Source organism: Streptomyces sp. NPDC059917 (assembly GCF_042730635.1).
GTDB lineage: Bacteria > Actinomycetota > Actinomycetes > Streptomycetales > Streptomycetaceae > Streptomyces.
The window spans coordinates 7743-23373 of the sequence record NZ_JBHWLC010000053.1 but is presented as its reverse complement, the minus strand read 5'-3'; the positions used below and the strand labels follow the sequence as shown (position 1 = coordinate 23373).

At 72.6% G+C, this 15631-nt stretch carries 18 protein-coding genes; 10 read left to right on the top strand and 8 right to left on the bottom strand.

Annotation, left to right across the window (positions count from 1 at the left end):
- Positions 1-6: 6 nt before the first annotated feature.
- The 5 genes from kdpB to ACFWAR_RS26855 form a co-directional block, all read right to left on the bottom strand.
- Positions 7-2118, bottom strand: coding sequence for a potassium-transporting ATPase subunit KdpB (gene kdpB / locus ACFWAR_RS26875; RefSeq protein WP_385782105.1), 2112 nt, complete (start codon positions 2116-2118; stop codon positions 7-9).
- Entirely contained in the window at positions 2115-3779 is a 1665-nt protein-coding gene (gene kdpA / locus ACFWAR_RS26870; RefSeq protein WP_385782103.1) for a potassium-transporting ATPase subunit KdpA, read from the bottom strand. The genes kdpB and kdpA overlap by 4 nt, the downstream gene beginning before the upstream one ends.
- Positions 3780-3784: 5 nt before the next feature.
- The gene (gene kdpF, locus ACFWAR_RS26865) at positions 3785-3874 is read right to left on the bottom strand and encodes a K(+)-transporting ATPase subunit F (protein WP_354378716.1); all 90 of its coding nucleotides are present in this window, start codon (positions 3872-3874) and stop codon (positions 3785-3787) included.
- Positions 3871-3993, bottom strand: coding sequence for a hypothetical protein (locus ACFWAR_RS26860; protein ID WP_354378717.1), 123 nt, complete (start codon positions 3991-3993; stop codon positions 3871-3873). Before ACFWAR_RS26860 ends, kdpF begins: the two co-directional genes overlap by 4 nt.
- 73 nt (positions 3994-4066) lie before the next feature.
- Positions 4067-6325, bottom strand: coding sequence for a SpoIIE family protein phosphatase (locus ACFWAR_RS26855; protein WP_385782100.1), 2259 nt, complete (start codon positions 6323-6325; stop codon positions 4067-4069).
- Positions 6326-6499: 174 nt separating this feature from the next.
- On the opposite strand from ACFWAR_RS26855, the gene ACFWAR_RS26850 reads away from it, so the two are divergent.
- Positions 6500-7363, top strand: coding sequence for a SigB/SigF/SigG family RNA polymerase sigma factor (locus ACFWAR_RS26850; protein ID WP_385782097.1), 864 nt, complete (start codon positions 6500-6502; stop codon positions 7361-7363).
- A 4-nt stretch (positions 7364-7367) separates the two neighbouring features.
- Here the strand turns inward: ACFWAR_RS26850 and ACFWAR_RS26845 are convergent, their stop codons facing one another.
- A complete protein-coding gene (locus ACFWAR_RS26845) occupies positions 7368-7895 on the bottom strand; it encodes an ATP-binding protein (protein ID WP_385782094.1) in 528 nt (175 codons plus the stop codon).
- The gene (locus tag ACFWAR_RS26840; protein WP_385782091.1) at positions 7888-8253 is read right to left on the bottom strand and encodes an STAS domain-containing protein; all 366 of its coding nucleotides are present in this window, start codon (positions 8251-8253) and stop codon (positions 7888-7890) included. The genes ACFWAR_RS26845 and ACFWAR_RS26840 overlap by 8 nt, the downstream gene beginning before the upstream one ends.
- A 183-nt stretch (positions 8254-8436) precedes the next feature.
- Here ACFWAR_RS26840 and ACFWAR_RS26835 point away from each other — a divergent pair, with 183 nt between their 5' ends.
- The 3 genes from ACFWAR_RS26835 to pucL all read left to right on the top strand — a co-directional run bounded on the left by ACFWAR_RS26835 (position 8437) and on the right by pucL (position 11843).
- Entirely contained in the window at positions 8437-9177 is a 741-nt protein-coding gene (locus ACFWAR_RS26835) for an SDR family NAD(P)-dependent oxidoreductase (protein ID WP_385782088.1), read from the top strand.
- Between the two features lie 108 nt (positions 9178-9285).
- Complete coding sequence (locus ACFWAR_RS26830) at positions 9286-10638, top strand: aspartate aminotransferase family protein (protein ID WP_385782086.1); 1353 nt, start codon at positions 9286-9288, stop codon at positions 10636-10638.
- Positions 10639-10925: 287 nt separating this feature from the next.
- Positions 10926-11843 carry a factor-independent urate hydroxylase gene (pucL, locus tag ACFWAR_RS26825; protein ID WP_385782083.1) on the top strand — a complete coding sequence of 306 codons (918 nt, stop codon included), beginning with the start codon at positions 10926-10928 and terminating at the stop codon, positions 11841-11843.
- Here the strand turns inward: pucL and ACFWAR_RS26820 are convergent.
- Complete coding sequence (locus ACFWAR_RS26820; RefSeq protein WP_385782081.1) at positions 11840-12298, bottom strand: histidine phosphatase family protein; 459 nt, start codon at positions 12296-12298, stop codon at positions 11840-11842. The genes pucL and ACFWAR_RS26820 overlap by 4 nt on opposite strands.
- 235 nt (positions 12299-12533) lie before the next feature.
- On the opposite strand from ACFWAR_RS26820, the gene ACFWAR_RS26815 reads away from it, so the two are divergent.
- The 6 genes from ACFWAR_RS26815 (at position 12534) to ACFWAR_RS26790 (ending at position 15390) form a co-directional block, all read left to right on the top strand.
- On the top strand, positions 12534-12749 hold the full coding sequence (locus tag ACFWAR_RS26815; RefSeq protein ID WP_385782078.1) for a CbtB-domain containing protein: 216 nt from the start codon (positions 12534-12536) through the stop codon (positions 12747-12749).
- A 29-nt stretch (positions 12750-12778) separates the two neighbouring features.
- Positions 12779-13531 (top strand): CbtA family protein, encoded by a 753-nt coding sequence (locus ACFWAR_RS26810; protein WP_385782075.1) that lies wholly within the window; start codon positions 12779-12781, stop codon positions 13529-13531.
- A 39-nt stretch (positions 13532-13570) separates the two neighbouring features.
- Positions 13571-13906 carry a hypothetical protein gene (locus ACFWAR_RS26805; protein WP_385782072.1) on the top strand — a complete coding sequence of 112 codons (336 nt, stop codon included), beginning with the start codon at positions 13571-13573 and terminating at the stop codon, positions 13904-13906.
- 208 nt (positions 13907-14114) lie between these two features.
- A complete protein-coding gene (locus ACFWAR_RS26800) occupies positions 14115-14744 on the top strand; it encodes a hypothetical protein (protein WP_385782070.1) in 630 nt (209 codons plus the stop codon).
- A gap of 86 nt (positions 14745-14830) precedes the next feature.
- Positions 14831-15181: a hypothetical protein gene (locus ACFWAR_RS26795; RefSeq protein WP_385782067.1), complete on the top strand. Its 351-nt coding sequence runs from the start codon at positions 14831-14833 to the stop codon at positions 15179-15181.
- Positions 15182-15237: 56 nt separating this feature from the next.
- Positions 15238-15390 (top strand): hypothetical protein, encoded by a 153-nt coding sequence (locus ACFWAR_RS26790; RefSeq protein ID WP_385782064.1) that lies wholly within the window; start codon positions 15238-15240, stop codon positions 15388-15390.
- Positions 15391-15631: the final 241 nt, after the last annotated feature.

Sequence of the window (15631 nt, the reverse complement as noted above, 5' to 3'; positions counted from 1 at the left end):
GACGGATCAGCCGATTCCCGGGATGAGGGTGATGAGCATGTCGATGAGCTTGATGCCGATGAACGGGGCTATGAGGCCGCCCAGTCCGTAGAGGCCGAGGTTGCGGCGGAGCATCTTGTCGGCGCTGGTGGGTCGGTAGCGGACGCCCTTGAGGGCGAGCGGGACCAGGGCGATGATGATCAGCGCGTTGAAGATGACCGCGGAGAGGATCGCGGACTCGGGGGAGGCCAGGCCCATGATGTTGAGCTTGTCCAGGCCCGGGTAGACCACCGCGAACATGGCGGGGATGATCGCGAAGTACTTGGCGACGTCGTTGGCGATCGAGAAGGTGGTCAGCGCTCCCCGGGTGATGAGGAGCTGCTTGCCGATCTCGACGATCTCGATGAGCTTGGTGGGGTTGGAGTCCAGGTCCACCATGTTCCCGGCCTCCTTGGCGGCCGAGGTTCCGGTGTTCATGGCCACGCCGACGTCGGCCTGGGCCAGCGCGGGGGCGTCGTTGGTCCCGTCACCGGTCATCGCGACGAGCTTGCCGCCCGCCTGTTCCCGCTTGATGAGGGCCATCTTGTCCTCGGGCGTCGCCTCCGCGAGGAAGTCGTCGACACCGGCCTCCTCGGCGATGGCCTTGGCGGTGAGCGGGTTGTCACCGGTGATCATGACGGTCTTGATGCCCATGCGCCGCAGCTCGTCGAAGCGTTCGCGCATGCCCTCCTTGACCACGTCCTTGAGGTGGATGACACCCAGGATCCGGGCGCCGCGCGCGTCCTGGACCGCGACGAGGAGCGGCGTGCCGCCCGCCTCGGAGATGCGGTTGGCCAGGAGGTCGGCGTCGTCGCCGACGTGTCCGCCCTGCTCCTTGACCCAGGCGATGACGGATCCGGCGGCGCCCTTGCGGGTCTTCTTGCCGTCCACGTCGACGCCGGACATCCGGGTCTGGGCGGTGAAGGCGATCCATTCGGCGTGTTCCAGCTCGCCCTGGTGGCGTTCGCGCAGGCCGTACTTCTCCTTCGCCAGGACCACGATCGAGCGGCCCTCGGGCGTCTCGTCGGCGAGGGAGGACAGCTGGGCGGCGTCGGCGAGTTCGGCCTCGGTGGTGCCCTTGACCGGCACGAACTCGCTTGCCTGGCGGTTGCCGAGGGTGATGGTGCCCGTCTTGTCCAGCAGCAGCGTCGACACGTCGCCGGCCGCTTCGACCGCGCGCCCGGACATGGCCAGGACGTTGCGCTGCACGAGCCGGTCCATGCCCGCGATGCCGATCGCGGAGAGCAGCGCCCCGATGGTGGTGGGGATCAGGCAGACCAGCAGTGCGGTGAGCACGATCATCGACTGCTCGGCGCCCGCGTAGATCGCGAAGGGCTGGAGGGTGACGACCGCGAGCAGGAAGACGATGGTGAGCGAGGCCAGCAGGATGTTGAGGGCGATCTCGTTCGGGGTCTTCTGCCGGGCCGCGCCTTCGACGAGGGCGATCATGCGGTCGATGAAGGTCTCGCCGGGCTTCGTGGTGATCTTGATGACCACGCGGTCGGAGAGGACCTTGGTGCCGCCGGTGACCGCGCTGCGGTCGCCGCCCGACTCCCGGATGACGGGGGCCGATTCACCGGTGATGGCGGACTCGTCGACGGAGGCGACGCCTTCGACGACGTCACCGTCGCCGGGGATGATGTCACCGGCCTCGCAGACCACCAGGTCACCGATCCGCAGGTCGGTGCCGGGGACCTGTTCCTCGACGGCGCCGTCGAGGCGGCGGGCGACGGTGTCGGTCTTGGCCTTGCGCAGGGTGTCGGCCTGGGCCTTGCCCCGGCCCTCGGCGACGGCCTCGGCCAGGTTGGCGAAGATGGTGGTCAGCCACAGCCAGGCCGTGATGGCCCAGCCGAACCAGTCGGTCGGGTTCCCCAGCGCCAGCACCGTGGTGACGACCGAACCGATCAGCACCACGAACATGACCGGGGACTTGACCATCACCCGCGGATCGAGCTTGCGGACGGCGTCCGGGAAGGACTTCACCAGCTGAGCCGGGTCGAAGAGGCCGGCGCCGACCCGCCCTTGCTCCGGCGCGTGTCCGGTGGGGGCGTCCTGGTGCGGTGCCCGCGTGGGCGTGGGGGTGGGGGTGACGGTGCTCATGAGGCGAGCCCTTCGGCGAGCGGGCCCAGCGCCAGGGCCGGGAAGTAGGTCAGTCCGGTGATGATGACGATCGTGGCGACCAACAGACCGGCGTAGAGCGGCTTGTCGGTGCGCAGGGTGCCCACCGTCTCCGGCACCGGCCGCTGCTCGCCCAGCGAGCCCGCCAGTGCGAGGACGAACACCATCGGGAGGAAGCGGCCCAGCAGCATGGCGAGGCCGATGGTGGTGTTGAACCACGGGGTGTCGGCGCTCAGCCCCGCGAAGGCGGACCCGTTGTTGTTGGCGCCCGAGGTGTAGGCGTAGAGGATCTCGGAGAAGCCGTGCGCCCCGGCATTGGCCATCGACGCGCGCGGCCCGCTCAGGGCCATCGACACCGCGGTGAATCCGAGGACCAGCACGGGGGTGATGAGGATGTAGCAGGCGGCGAGCTTGATCTCGCGGGTGCCGATCTTCTTGCCGAGGTACTCGGGGGTGCGGCCGACCATCAGACCGGCGATGAACACCGCGATGATCGCCATGACCAGCATGCCGTAGAGGCCGGACCCGACACCGCCGGGCGCGATCTCGCCGAGCTGCATGCCCAGCAGCTGGATGCCGCCGCCGAGCCCGGTGTAGGAGGAGTGGAAGGAGTTGACCGCACCGGTCGAGGTCAAGGTGGTGGCGACCGAGAAGATCGCCGAACCGCCGATGCCGAAGCGGGTCTCCTTGCCCTCCATCGCACCGCCCGCGGCCTGCAACGCCGGTCCGTGGTGCGCGAACTCGGTCCACATCATCAGCGCGGAGAAGCCGAGCCAGATCACGGCCATCGTCGCCAGGATCGCGTAGCCCTGGCGCAGACTGCCGACCATCCGCCCGAAGGTCCGCGTCATCGCGAAGGGGATGAGGAGGATCAGGAAGATCTCGAAGAGGTTGGAGAAGGGGGTCGGGTTCTCGAAGGGGTGGGCGGAGTTGGCGTTGAAGTAGCCGCCGCCGTTCGTCCCGAGCTCCTTGATGACCTCCTGCGAGGCCACCGCGCCGCCGTTCCACTGCTGCGTGCCGCCCATGAACTGGCCGACCTGGTGGATGCCGGAGAAGTTCTGGATGACCCCGCACGCGACGAGGACGAGCGCACCGATCACCGAGAGCGGCACCAGGATGCGGACGGTGCCGCGGACCAGGTCCGCCCAGAAGTTGCCGAGCTCACCGGAGCGGGAGCGCGCGAAGCCCCGTACGAGGGCCACCGCGACGGCCATGCCGACCGCCGCCGAGACGAAGTTCTGTACCGCGAGCCCACCGGTCTGCACGACGTGGCCCATGGCCTGCTCGCCGGAGTACGACTGCCAGTTCGTGTTCGCCACGAAGGAGACCGCCGTGTTGAAGGCCTGGTCCGGCTTGATCGAGGCGAAGCCGAGCGAGCCGGGCAGCACGCCCTGCAACCGCTGCAGACCGTAGAGGAACAGCACGCTCACGCCGGAGAAGGCGAGGACGGCGCGCAGGTAGGCCGGCCAGCGCATCTGCGCGGACGGGTTCGCACCGATGGCCCGGTAGATCCACTTCTCCGGCCCGTAGTGCTTCTCGGAGGAGTAGACGCGGGCCATGTGGTCGCCCAGCGGGCGGTAGGCGAGGGCCAGCGCGGCGACGAGCGCGAGGAGCTGGAGCACCCCGGAAAGGACGGGACTCATCGGGGCTAGAACCTCTCCGGGAACACGAGGGCTATGACCAGATAGCCCAGCAGCGCGACGGCGACCAGCAGGCCGACGATGTTTTCGACGGTCACAGCTTGGCCACCCCCTTGGCGACGAAGGCCACCAGCGCGAAGAGCGCGACCGTGGTGACGACGAAGGCCAGATCGGCCATCGTGAGCTCCTGAGGGTTCCGGGGACGACTTTCGGACACCTCCGAGTGGAACCCCTGGAACACCCTCCCGCGCACGTCCTTGACGGGCCCCATACGCCCCCGTAGGCGGCTTTTACGCCTCCCTAACGCCTGGGCGCGACGCCCCGCCCGGCCCGGGGCCCGACGCCCGCCGCGGACCCGCCCGCGGCACCCGCACCACCACCAGGCTCGTGTCGTCGTCGGTGTCCCCGGTGACCTGCGAGAGCAGCTCGTCCGCCATCGTCTCCACTGGTCCGGCCCCCACCCGCTCGGCCGCCCGCCGCAGCGCGGCCAGGCTCCGCTCCATGGCGACGTGCCGCCGCTCCACGAACCCGTCCGTGTACAGCAGCAGGGTGTCCCCGGGCCGCAGGACCAGCTCCGCCTCCTCGTAGCCCGCCCCCGCCACGGCCCCGAGCAGGATGTTGTGCGGTGCCTCCAGGATGGCCGCGCGCCCGTCGCGCAGCAGCAGCAGGGGCGGGTGGCCCGCACCGGCCCAGCGCAGCGCGCCCGTCCGCGGGTCGTACACCGCGCACACCGCCGTGGCCGTGGGCCCGCCCCGGGTGCCGAGGGTGACCTCGTTGAGCCAGGCCATCAGGGCGCCCGGATCCGCGCCGGTCACCGCGAGCCCGCGCAGCGCGTTGCGCAGCACGACCATGCTGGTCGCCGCGTCGATGCCGTGCCCCGCGATGTCCCCCACCGCGAGCATCGCCCGGCCGTCCGGCAGGGCCAGCACGTCGTACCAGTCCCCGCCCACCAGGTAGTCCTGGGCGGCGGGCCGGTAGCGCGCCGCGATGTCCAGGCCCCCGGCCGGTTCCGTGACCGAGGGCGCCTCCGGGACGATCGCCCGCTGGAGCCTGAGGACGAACAGGGCCCGCGCCGTCGCGTCCTCGTGGGCCGCCGACAGCGCCAGCTCGTTGTGGTGCTGCGCGGAAACGTCCTGGTAGACCCCGGTGAGCCCGACCGGCACCGCCCCCGACAGCAGCGGCTCGACGGCGATCCGCACGTGCCGCACGCCCCCGTCCGCCCGGATCGCCCGCACCAGCGCCCGGTCCCCGCGGCGGCCCTCCATCAGGGCGGCCAGCAGCTCCTCCAGCAGGGGGACGTCCTCGGGGTGCAGTCGGGCGCCGAGCCGGGCCAGCGGCACCGGCGGCGCGTCCGGGTCCATCCCGAAGACCGTGTACGTCTCCAGGCTCCAGTTCGTGGCACCCGTCAGCAGGTCCTCCGCGAAGTACCCGACCCGCTCCAGCCGCCCCAGGACCCGGGCCAGGGCCTCGCTGCGCAGGGCCGCCGCCTCCCACAGCACCGCGGCCCGCCCGCGCCCCAGCGGCAGCACCCGGACGTCGTCCAGCCCGCCCACCCGCCCCAGCCGCAGCGGCTCCGCCCCGGCGGCGGCGGGCCCCAGGACGCTCCACGCGTACGGGAACACCTCGGCGCCGGACCGCCCCACCGGGCTGCGCACCGCGCCCAGCGCCCGGCGCGCGGCCGGGTTGACGTACTCCAGCCTGCCGTCCGCCCCCAGCAGCGCCGCCGGGCCCGTGGCCAGCTCCAGCAGCACCGCCTCCCCGGCCCGGGCCCCGGGCGGATCCGGGTCGCCCAGCAGCGCCCCGCAGGGCTCGCACAGCAGCTCGGCGGTGCGCCGCACCCGGTCGTCGGGGCCCTCGGCGGTGTCCCAGACGCACAGCGCCACCCCGACGATGTGCCCGTGCCGGCGCAGCGGCAGCACCGCGCGCGTCCCGGTCCCGCCCGGCAGCCAGTCGTCCACGCCCCACCAGGCGGTCCCCTCCCACAGCACCCGGTGCAGCGGGGTGTCCGGCGGCACCCACTGCCAGTGCCGCGCCTCCTGCGGCCCCGCTCCGGCCTGCCCGGCCAGCGCGAGGCAGTCGGTGCCGGTGCGGCGCCAGAGGTAGAGCGTGCGCACCCCGATCCGGCGCAGCCCCCCGTCCAGCAGGGTGACGGCCGCCTCCCCCGCGGTGTCGGTCGCCAGGACGGCCGCCGTGGCCCGGCGGATCCGCCGGGCTTCGGCCGGGGCCTCGGCGACCAGGGACTTCGCGGCGGCGTTCAGGATGTCGGCGGCCAGGTCACCGGCGCTGAGCCCGGTGCTGACGGCCAGCTCCAGCAGGTGGTCCGCCGCCTCGGCCGGGGTCACCCGGAGCTGGTCGACGAGCACCCCGGTGGCCAGGTCGAGCAGCCGTCGGCGCGCCCGGTCGTCGTACAGCTCGGCGACCTCGGCGGTCAGCGCGGAGACGGCCGCGGCCAGGGCGTCGTCGGCGGCGCCGCGCAGACCCCGGACCGCCTGCGTCCCGGGGTCCCGGCTGATGTCCCCACCGGTGTCCCGGTCGATGTCCCGGCTCATGTCCCGGCTCCAGGTCCTCAAGGATCTCCAGTGTGCTCCCTGAGCGGCCCCGGGGTGTGCCTCCGGTCACTCGAACGGGTAAGTCCTGGGGCCACCGGGTATACCGGAGGGGTCAGCTCGCACGACGGCCGTGCCGCGATCAGGCAGTGCGACCACCCGTCGGAGGAGCACCACATGCTGCGAACAGATGACCGCCACCAGCTCATGGAGGGCATACCGGAGGAACCGCTCAAGGTGAGCACCGCCGACGCCAGAACCCTTTCGACGACCCTGTTCGAGCGGTTGCGGGCCCTGGAAGAGGGCACCGCCGAGTACTCGTACGTGCGCAACACGCTGGTCGAGCTGAACCTCAGCCTGGTCAAATACGCCGCCCGCCGGTTCCGCGGGCGCAGCGAACCGGTGGAGGACATCATCCAGGTCGGCACGGTCGGGCTGATCAAGGCCATCAACCGCTTCGACCCCGGGCGCGGGGCGGAATTCACCACCTTCGCCATGCCGACGATCACCGGCGAGATCAAGCGGTTCTTCCGTGACACCAGCTGGGCCGTGAAGGTCCCGCGCCGGCTCCAGGAGCTGCGGCTGGACACGGCCAAGGCGCAGGACGCGATGGAGCAGGACCTCGGCCGCGCCCCCACCGAGGAGGAGCTGGCGCAGAAGCTGGACGTGACCCCGCAGGAGCTGGCCGAGGGCCGCAAGGCCGCCGTCGCCTATTCCGCGCGCTCACTGGACGCTCCGGTGCAGGGCGACACCGACGGTGACTCCTTCGACAGCCAGCCGGTGCTCGGCGAGGACGAGGACGCCTACGACCGGATCGAATGCCTGGAGTCCCTCAAGCCGCTGCTGTCGGTGCTGCCCGAGCGGGAGCGCACCCTGCTGTCGCTGCGCTTCGGCGACGAGCTGACGCAGTCCGAGATCGGCGACCGGCTCGGCCTGTCGCAGATGCACGTGTCCCGGCTGCTCACCCGCACCCTGGCCCGGCTCCGCGCCGGTCTGCTGGAGGACGCGCCCGAGCCCGACGGCCCGGCCCTTTCGGTCTAGCTCCCTAGCCCCCTGGGGCCCAGGGCGGCGGGAACGGTGCGGCCACCTCGGCCCACACGGTCTTGCCGCCCACCACCTCGTCGCGTTCCCAGCCCCACGCGCGGGAGAGCCTTTCGAGGACCACCAGTCCGTGGCCCCCGGGGACGGACGGATCGTCGGGCGAGCGGCGGCGGGGGTGCTCGGGGCTCCCGTCGCTGACTTCCATCCGCACACCGTCCCCGGTGTGCCGCAGCACCAGCGCGCCGGGGCCCCCCGCGTGCATGCAGGCGTTGGTGACCATCTCGGACACCAGCAGCAGGACGTCCTCCGCCAGCTCCGCGGCCTCCTGCGCCACCGGGTCGTCCCCGCGCCGCTCCGCGGCCCCCGGGTCGGCCGGGAGCCAGTCCCATGCGGTCAGGGCGCGCCGGGTGAAATCGCGGGAGCGGGTGACCACCCCTGACACCGGCCCGCCCAGCAGCAGCCGCCGTGTCTCCTCGGCCGGCGCGGCCGCGGGTCGCGCCGGCCCCGGTCGGGCGCGCTCGGGCTCAGGCACCGGTCCCGCCCCCGTCGCTCGCCAGGGCCGCGGCCAGGTCGTCGTGGACGCGGAACACCCCGTCCGCCCCGGTCGTCCGGAACATCCTGGCCACCGGCTGGCGCAGCCCGGCGAGCTCCAGGCGTGCGCCGGTCTCCCGCGCGGCCAGCCTGGCCCGCAGCAGCGCGTTGAGACCGGTGGAATCGCAGAAGCCCAACCCCGCGCAGTCGATGAGCAGCCGGGAACCGCCGTCCCCGGACAGTGCCGCCTCCAGGGCCGCCCGCAGGGGGCCCGCCGTGTCGTGGTCGAGTTCGCCGGAGAGCGTGAGGACGACCGCGCCCTCCACGTGGGTCGCCTCGACCGAGAACCGCTCCGCCATCACCCGGCCCACCTCCCGTCGCCCCCCGCCTACCCCGCTCCCCGGGGCTCAATCACGAGGCGATCACCCGCGGACCCCTTCGCCGAACCCCCACCAAGCTTCCACATTACGGAAACTTGATTCCAGCATGCGATAAGTTAAGATCCTTTTCCTTGCCACCCGGCACCCCGAGCAGGAGGACACATGACCGAGAGCCGCGTAGCCCTGATCACCGGTTCGTCTTCCGGAATCGGCGCCGCCATCGCCCGCCGACTGACCGCCGAGGGCATCCGCGTCGTGATCAACTCGGCCCGTAGCGAGGAGGCCGGCCGGGAACTCGCGGCCGAGCTGCCGGGGGCGCTCTACGTGCGGGGCGACGTGTCGGACCTCGCCGACGCCCGCCGCATCGTGGCGACCGCGGTCGAGGCCCACGGGCGCCTCGACATCCTCGTCAACAACGCCGGTCGGACCCGCTTCATCCCCCTCGACGACCTCGACGCCGCCGACGCGGACGCCTGGCGCGACATCTTCGAGGTGAACGTGCTCGGCACCTGGCAGATGGTCACCGCCGCCGCCCCCCACCTGCGGGAATCCGGGGCCGCCTCGATCGTGAACATCTCCTCGGTCTCCGCGACGCGGGCCCTGGGCAGCTCCGTCCCCTACGCCGTCAGCAAGGCCGCGGTCAACCACATGACCCGGCTGCTCGCCGCTCAGCTCGGACCCGCCGTCCGGGTGAACGCGGTGGCCCCCGGGCTGATCGAGACCCCCTGGTACGACGGTGCGGAGGAGGTCTGGGAGAGCTCGCGGGAGTGGATCACGGCCAACACCCCGCTGCGCCGGGTCGGCACCCCGGAGGACGTGGCGGAGGCCACCCTCTACCTGGTGAACGCCGCCTACACGACCGGCGACGTGCTGACCGTCGACGGCGGCCGCCACGTCGTCTGACCCCGCCCCGGGGCCGGGCGGCGCGGGAGCCGACCCCGGCCCGGCCGCGGGCCGGGCCGTCCGCCTCACCGCCCGCCCATCCACATCGTGGACAACTACGCTCGACCCATGAACGCAGAAGCCGCCCGCACCCGTGACGCCGTGAAAGAAGCTGACCGGAAGCACGTCTTCCACTCGTGGTCGGCCCAGGAGCTGATCGACCCGCTCGCCGTGGCCGGGGCGCAGGGTTCGTACTTCTGGGACTACGAGGGGAACCGCTTCCTCGACTTCTCCAGTTCGCTCGTCTACACCAACATCGGCTACCAGCACCCCAAGGTCGTCGCCGCGATCCAGGAGCAGGCCGCCCGGCTGTGCACCCTGGCCCCCGGCTTCGCCGTGGACGTCCGCTCCGAGGCCGCCCGCCTGATCGCCGAGCGCACCCCCGGCGACCTCGACAAGATCTTCTTCACCAACGGCGGCGCCGAGGCCGTCGAGAACGCCGTCCGGATGGCCCGGGTGCACACCGGGCGCGCCAAGGTGCTGAGCACCTACCGCTCGTACCACGGGGCGACCTCCACGGCGATCAACCTGACCGGTGACGCCCGCCGCTTCGGCAACGACACGGCGACCGCCGGGGTCGTGCACTTCTGGGGGCCCTACCCCTACCGCTCGCCCTTCCACTCCGAGACCCCGGAGCAGGAGGGCGCGCGGGCGCTGCGGCACCTGGAGGACACCATCGTCTTCGAGGGCCCGCAGTCGATCGCCGCGATCATCCTGGAGAGCGTCGGCGGCGCCCCGGGCGTGCTCGTACCGCCGCCCGGCTACCTCGCGGGCGTGCGCGAGCTGTGCGACCGCTACGGGATCGTCTTCATCCTGGACGAGGTCATGGTCGGCTTCGGCCGCACCGGCACGTGGTTCGCCGCCGACCACTGGGACGTCACCCCCGACCTGCTCTGCTTCGCCAAGGGCGTCAACAGCGGCTACGTACCGCTCGGCGGCGTCGCGATCTCCGGCGCGATCGCCGAGACCTTCGCCCGCCGCCCCTACCCCGGTGGGCTGACCTACTCCGGTCACGTCCTGGCCTGCGCCGCGGCGGTGGCGACCCTCACCACCATGGCGGAGGAGGGCATCGTCGAGCAGTCGGCCCGCACCGGGGCGGAGCTGCTGGATCCGGGGCTGCGGGAGCTGGCCGAGCGCCACCCCTCGGTCGGCGAGGTCCGGGGACTGGGCACCTTCTGGGCGCTGGAGCTCGTACGGGACCCGCAGACGCGCGAGCCGCTGGTTCCCTACGCCGCCTCGGGCGCGGCCGGCGCTCCCATGGGCGCCTTCGCGGAGGCCTGCAAGAAGGGCGGGCTGTGGCCGCTGGTCGCGGGCAACCGGCTGCACGTCGCCCCGCCCTGCAACATCTCCGCGGCGGACGTGGCCAAGGGGCTGGCCGTCCTCGACGAGGCCCTCGCGGTGGCGGACGCGCACATGGCGTGAGCCGTGCGCCCGGGCCCCGTCGGGGGCCCGGGCGGGCGGTCCTGTGCGGTCGCCCAGGCGGGGGCGCCGGTTCTCGGACGATCCGTGCGGGGGAGAACCGGTCGCCGACGTGCTGCAATCCCCATCAAGCACCTACGGACCGGGATGCACGTCAGTCCCGGGGCGGCCCCGTGCGGGCCGAACGGCGGGGAGCGGCGCGTCCAGGGCATCGGACGGGCGCTGGACGCCGGGCGTACGGGATCCAGAACACCGGACTCCGTGTTCCCGAGTACCCGAAGGAAGACAGCATGAGCAAGCACGTCCTGGGCCACAACCAGTACGGCAAGGCCGAGAACCGCATCGTCAAGGTCACCCGCAAGGGCAGCGACGGTTCCTGGCACGAGATCCGCGACCTCAACGTCTCGGTCGCGCTCCGCGGTGATTTCCGCGACGTCCACCTCACCGGCGACAACGCCCACTGCCTGCCGACCGACACCACCAAGAACACGGTGTACGCCTTCGGCAAGGAGCACGGCATCGACTCCCCGGAGGCCTTCGGCATCCGGCTCGCCAGGCACTTCGTCTCCTCGCAGGCCCCGATCCGCGAGGCGCAGATCCGCATCGAGGAGTTCGCCTGGGAGCGGATCCCCGTGCCGACCCGCAAGGAGCAGCACTCCTTCGTCCTCAAGGGCCAGGAAGTGCGCACCGCGCAGGTCACCTACAGCGAGACGACCGGTCTCCAGGTCATCTCGGGCCTGAAGGACCTGACGGTGATGAACTCGACCAACTCCGAGTTCCACGGCTACATCAAGGACAAGTACACGACCCTGCAGGAGGCGTACGACCGCATCCTGGCCACCAAGGTCACCGCGCGCTGGGCGCACTCGGCGCTGGCCGCCGACGACCCGGAGCACGACTGGGACCGGTCGTACAAGAAGGTCCGCACGCACATGCTGGACGCCTTCGCCGAGACGTACTCCTACTCGCTCCAGCAGACCCTGAACCAGATGGCCGAGCGGGTGCTCGACAACTGCCCGCGGGTCAACGAGGTCCGACTGAACCTCCCCAACAAGCACCACTTCCTCGTCGACCTGGAGCCCTTCGGCCTCAAGAACGACAACGAGGTCTACTTCGCCGCGGACCGCCCGTACGGTCTGATCGAGGGCACCATCCACCGCGAGGGCGTGCAGCCGGTGATCGCGACCAGCGACTGGATCGTCGCCTAGGGCGTCCGCGCGTCCCGCCCCAGCAGCAGGTTCCAGCGGCCGGACCGGCCGGTCAGCTCGGTGACGGTCTCCGGGCGCACGTCGAGCCGCCAGAAGGCGGCGAGCGGCAGCTCCAGCGCGTGCACGACGGCCGCGCGGACGACGGCCTGCTCGACCGGCACGTGGTGGCGGCCCCCGGCCAGCTCGGCCAGGGCCGCCCCCACCCGCGCCGTCAGCGCGGCCACCGACTCGCCCCCGGGCGGCGCGTGGTGCGGGTCCGTGAGCCACCCGTGGACCCCGGCGGGATCCTCGGCGGCCACCTCGTCCAGGGTCCGGCCCGCCCAGGCACCGGTGTCCAGGCCGTTCAGACCGGGATGCCCCGGGCAGGGCGCGCCGGACCCGAAGCGGCCCTGGCGGGCGGCGAGGTCCAGCGCGGGGGTGACGAGGAGCAGGCGCACGGGCGCGGCGGAGGACATGGAGCGAGGGTAGAGCGCACGCCCGGGGCGTGAGACGGCGGCCACACGCCGTGGTGTTCACGCCACCCGCGCGGTACGGTCTCGGACGACATGACGACGGTATGACGGAAGTACCGGTGAGAACCCGGCACGGTCGCGCCACTGTGAATCCTCCCGCGAGGGAGGGAAGTCAGACCCGCCACCTTCGTCGAGAGCACCACTGACCGGGACGCGTGTTCCCCCTGGAGGTCCTGCCATGGCCCACTCCGCCGTGCCCACGTCGGCTCCCGCCGCCGTTTCGCCCATCTCGCTCAAGGAACTGGCCCCCTGGGCCCTGTTCGTCGGCATCCTGATGCTCGTCATGCTCTACTTCGTCGGCGCCGAACAGGGCGCCACCGCCGTCTTCCAGGGCGACACCATCCACGAGTGGATGCACGACGGCCGCCACCTCCTCGGCTTCCCCTGCCACTGATCTCCACCACGGCAAGGGGAACCGAACCAATGAACTCCGTTTCCGTGCGCGCCCTGTTGATCCGGGGCATGCTCGCCGGTCTGGTGGCCGGTGTGGCGGCCTTCCTCGTCGCGTACCTCCTCGGTGAATCCAAGGTGGACGCGGCGATCGCCATCGAGGAGGCCGCCAACGCCGGTCACGACCACGCCGAGATGGCTCCGGTCAGCCGCGCCCTGCAGTCCACCGCGGGGCTCGGCACCGGCGTGCTCCTCTACTCGGTCGCGCTCGGCGGCATCGCCGCGCTCGTCTTCTGCTTCGCGCTGGGCCGCATCGGCCGCTTCACGCCGCGCGTCACCTCGCTGCTCGTCGCGGGGGGCCTGTTCGTCACGGTCACCCTGGTGCCGTTCCTGAAGTACCCGGCCAATCCGCCCGCGGTCGGCGACCCCGACACCGTCGTGAAGCGGACCACCCTCTACGTACTGATGATCGCGCTCAGCGTGCTGCTCGCGGCGGCGGCCACCGTCCTGGGACGGCGGCTGGCTCCCTCGCGGGGGAACTGGAACGCCAGCGTCATCGCCGTCGCCGCCTTCGTCGTGGCGGTCGGTGTCGCCTACGCGTTCCTGCCGTCGGTCTACGAGGTTCCCGCCGATTTCCCGGCGGGGCTCATCTGGCAGTTCCGGCTGGCCTCGCTCGCCATCCAGGCGACGCTGTGGGCGGTTTTCGGCCTCGGCTTCGGCACTCTTGCCGAACGCCTGCTTGTTCCTTCCGCCACGCACAAGGAAGCTGTTCAGCCTACGAGCTGATCAGCAGATCGCCTCGGTCACCACGACGGAGGGCCCGGCATGCGAACGGCGACACGGCGTTGGCAGACCGGGCCCGGGCGGACCCGGCCCGGGCCGATCGAGCCCGGGCGGACCGGGCCCCGGCAGGCCTGGCACCCGCAGGGCTGGAGCCGCCAGGGCTGGACGGGCGCGGCGCCCTTCTGGGTCAACCTGCTGCTGCTCGTCGTGGTCCAGTTCTCCGACGTGACCCTGCTGGCCCAGATCGGCATCATCACGGCGCTGGCCGCGCTCGGCGGTCTGGTCCGGCACCTCTGGTACGGCGACTACGGCCACCCGGCCGTCCACCTGGCCGCCGCGCTCTTCGGCGCGGCGGCCGTGGCATTCGTCCTCACCTGACCTCACCCGTTCGGCGGCACGCCGACCACCGGCTCGAAGCCGCCCTCCTACCCGCCGCGAGCTGCGAAGACGTCCTCCTGACGACCCGACACGCCTGGGACACCTCAGCGAGGGCCGGTCGTTCTCACGGTAGGGACAGTCCGACGGGGGTCCACTGCTCACAGGAATCCGGCCGCCCCCGCCCCGGCCGGACTCAGGAGGGACTGCCATGCACCGCCCGAAGTGGATTGCCGGCGGACTGACGGTGGCTCTGCTGTGCACCGGACTCGTGCTCTTGCGCCACAGCGACGGCGCGGACGGCGACCCCGGTGGCACCGATGCCACCGGCGCCTTCGCCAAGGCCCCCGCGGAGGGCTTCCCCTCCCGGGCACTGGGCCTGTCCGGACACCGTCGGCTCGTCGAACAGCTGGAGGACGGGCGCGAGGAGCACGCCGGGCACGGCGCGGGCCGCGGTCCGCACCGGGGTGCGGGCCGGTCGGCGGCCGCACCGCTGTCGGCGGCCCGCCCGCTGCGGCTGCGCATCCCCGACCTCGGGGTCGACCTCCCGCTGAACGCGGGTTCGGCCGGCAACGCGGTCGGCTGGGACGTGGACAGCCCGACTCCGGGCGCCGTCGGGACGGCCGTGGTCTCCGGCGAGAGCGCCACCCTGCGGCTGGCCACGCTGCGCAAGGGGCGCACGATCGAGATCCCGCGCGCGGACGGACGTACCGCCGTGTTCACGATCGACCACGTCGGCACCCCCCGGGCGACGGACACGGGCAAGCACGCCGAACTGCGCGTGGTCACCGGCGAGACCACGGTCCACGCCCACCTGACGGGGACCCGGCGCAGCAGGTAACCCGTAGGGGGTGTGTTCCGCACCCGATCGGGGGCTTCTGGGGTGCCGCAGGGGCACCCCCGGGCGTGTCGGGGCACATCCCGGGAATGAGCGGGACGCGGTGTGCGCGGACGGTGCGGACGGCACTGGCGAGGGCCCTGACGGTGGCCTGTGTCGTGCTGCTCTGCGCGTTCGGCGCCGGAGCCGGAGCCGCCGCGGCGGGTTCGGAGCCCGCTCCCCGGCCCGCGTCCTCGGCCGAGCCCGCCGAATCCGATCCGGGCGTCGATCCCGAGGTACGGGCCGCCCCGCGGCCCTGCGCGCGCGGCATCGCGCCGCGCCACGTGCCCTCGCCGGGCATCACGGTGCTCGCGGCGCCCGCGGCGCGCGCGTTCCCGTACGCGTGCGGGGAGAGCGCGGGCGGGCCCCGCACGGTGCGGAGTGTGGTCCTGCGCTGCTGAGCGGGCCGAGCAGCAGCACACCCCCCCACACTCCTGCACCCCTGTGAGGTTCCGCCATGCCCATCGACCCCTACGCGGCCCTGAACGCCATGCTCCGCGCGGAAGCCGCCCGTTTCACGGTGGCGCCCCCCACCCCGAGCCCCGCACCGCTCCCGGCCGACGCCAGGCCGGGCGCCGACGCCCCGGTGGACGCCACGCCGGGCGAGTGAGCGGCCGGGCGGGTGAAGGTCCGCTGTTTCACGTGAAACACCGGCGCGCCTGACGCACCGGCCCGGCGCATGAGGAACGCCGCTTCCCGGGCCCTCGGCAACGGAGAGTGGACGGTGAGGTTCGACCACCGGGCCCGGGGAGCGGGGGGCGGGGGGGGGGGGGGGCGCGGGGCCGCCGGCCACCCCCGGGGGCAAGGAAACCGGGGTGGGGGGGGAGACCCCAGCCGGGGGGGGGGGCCCC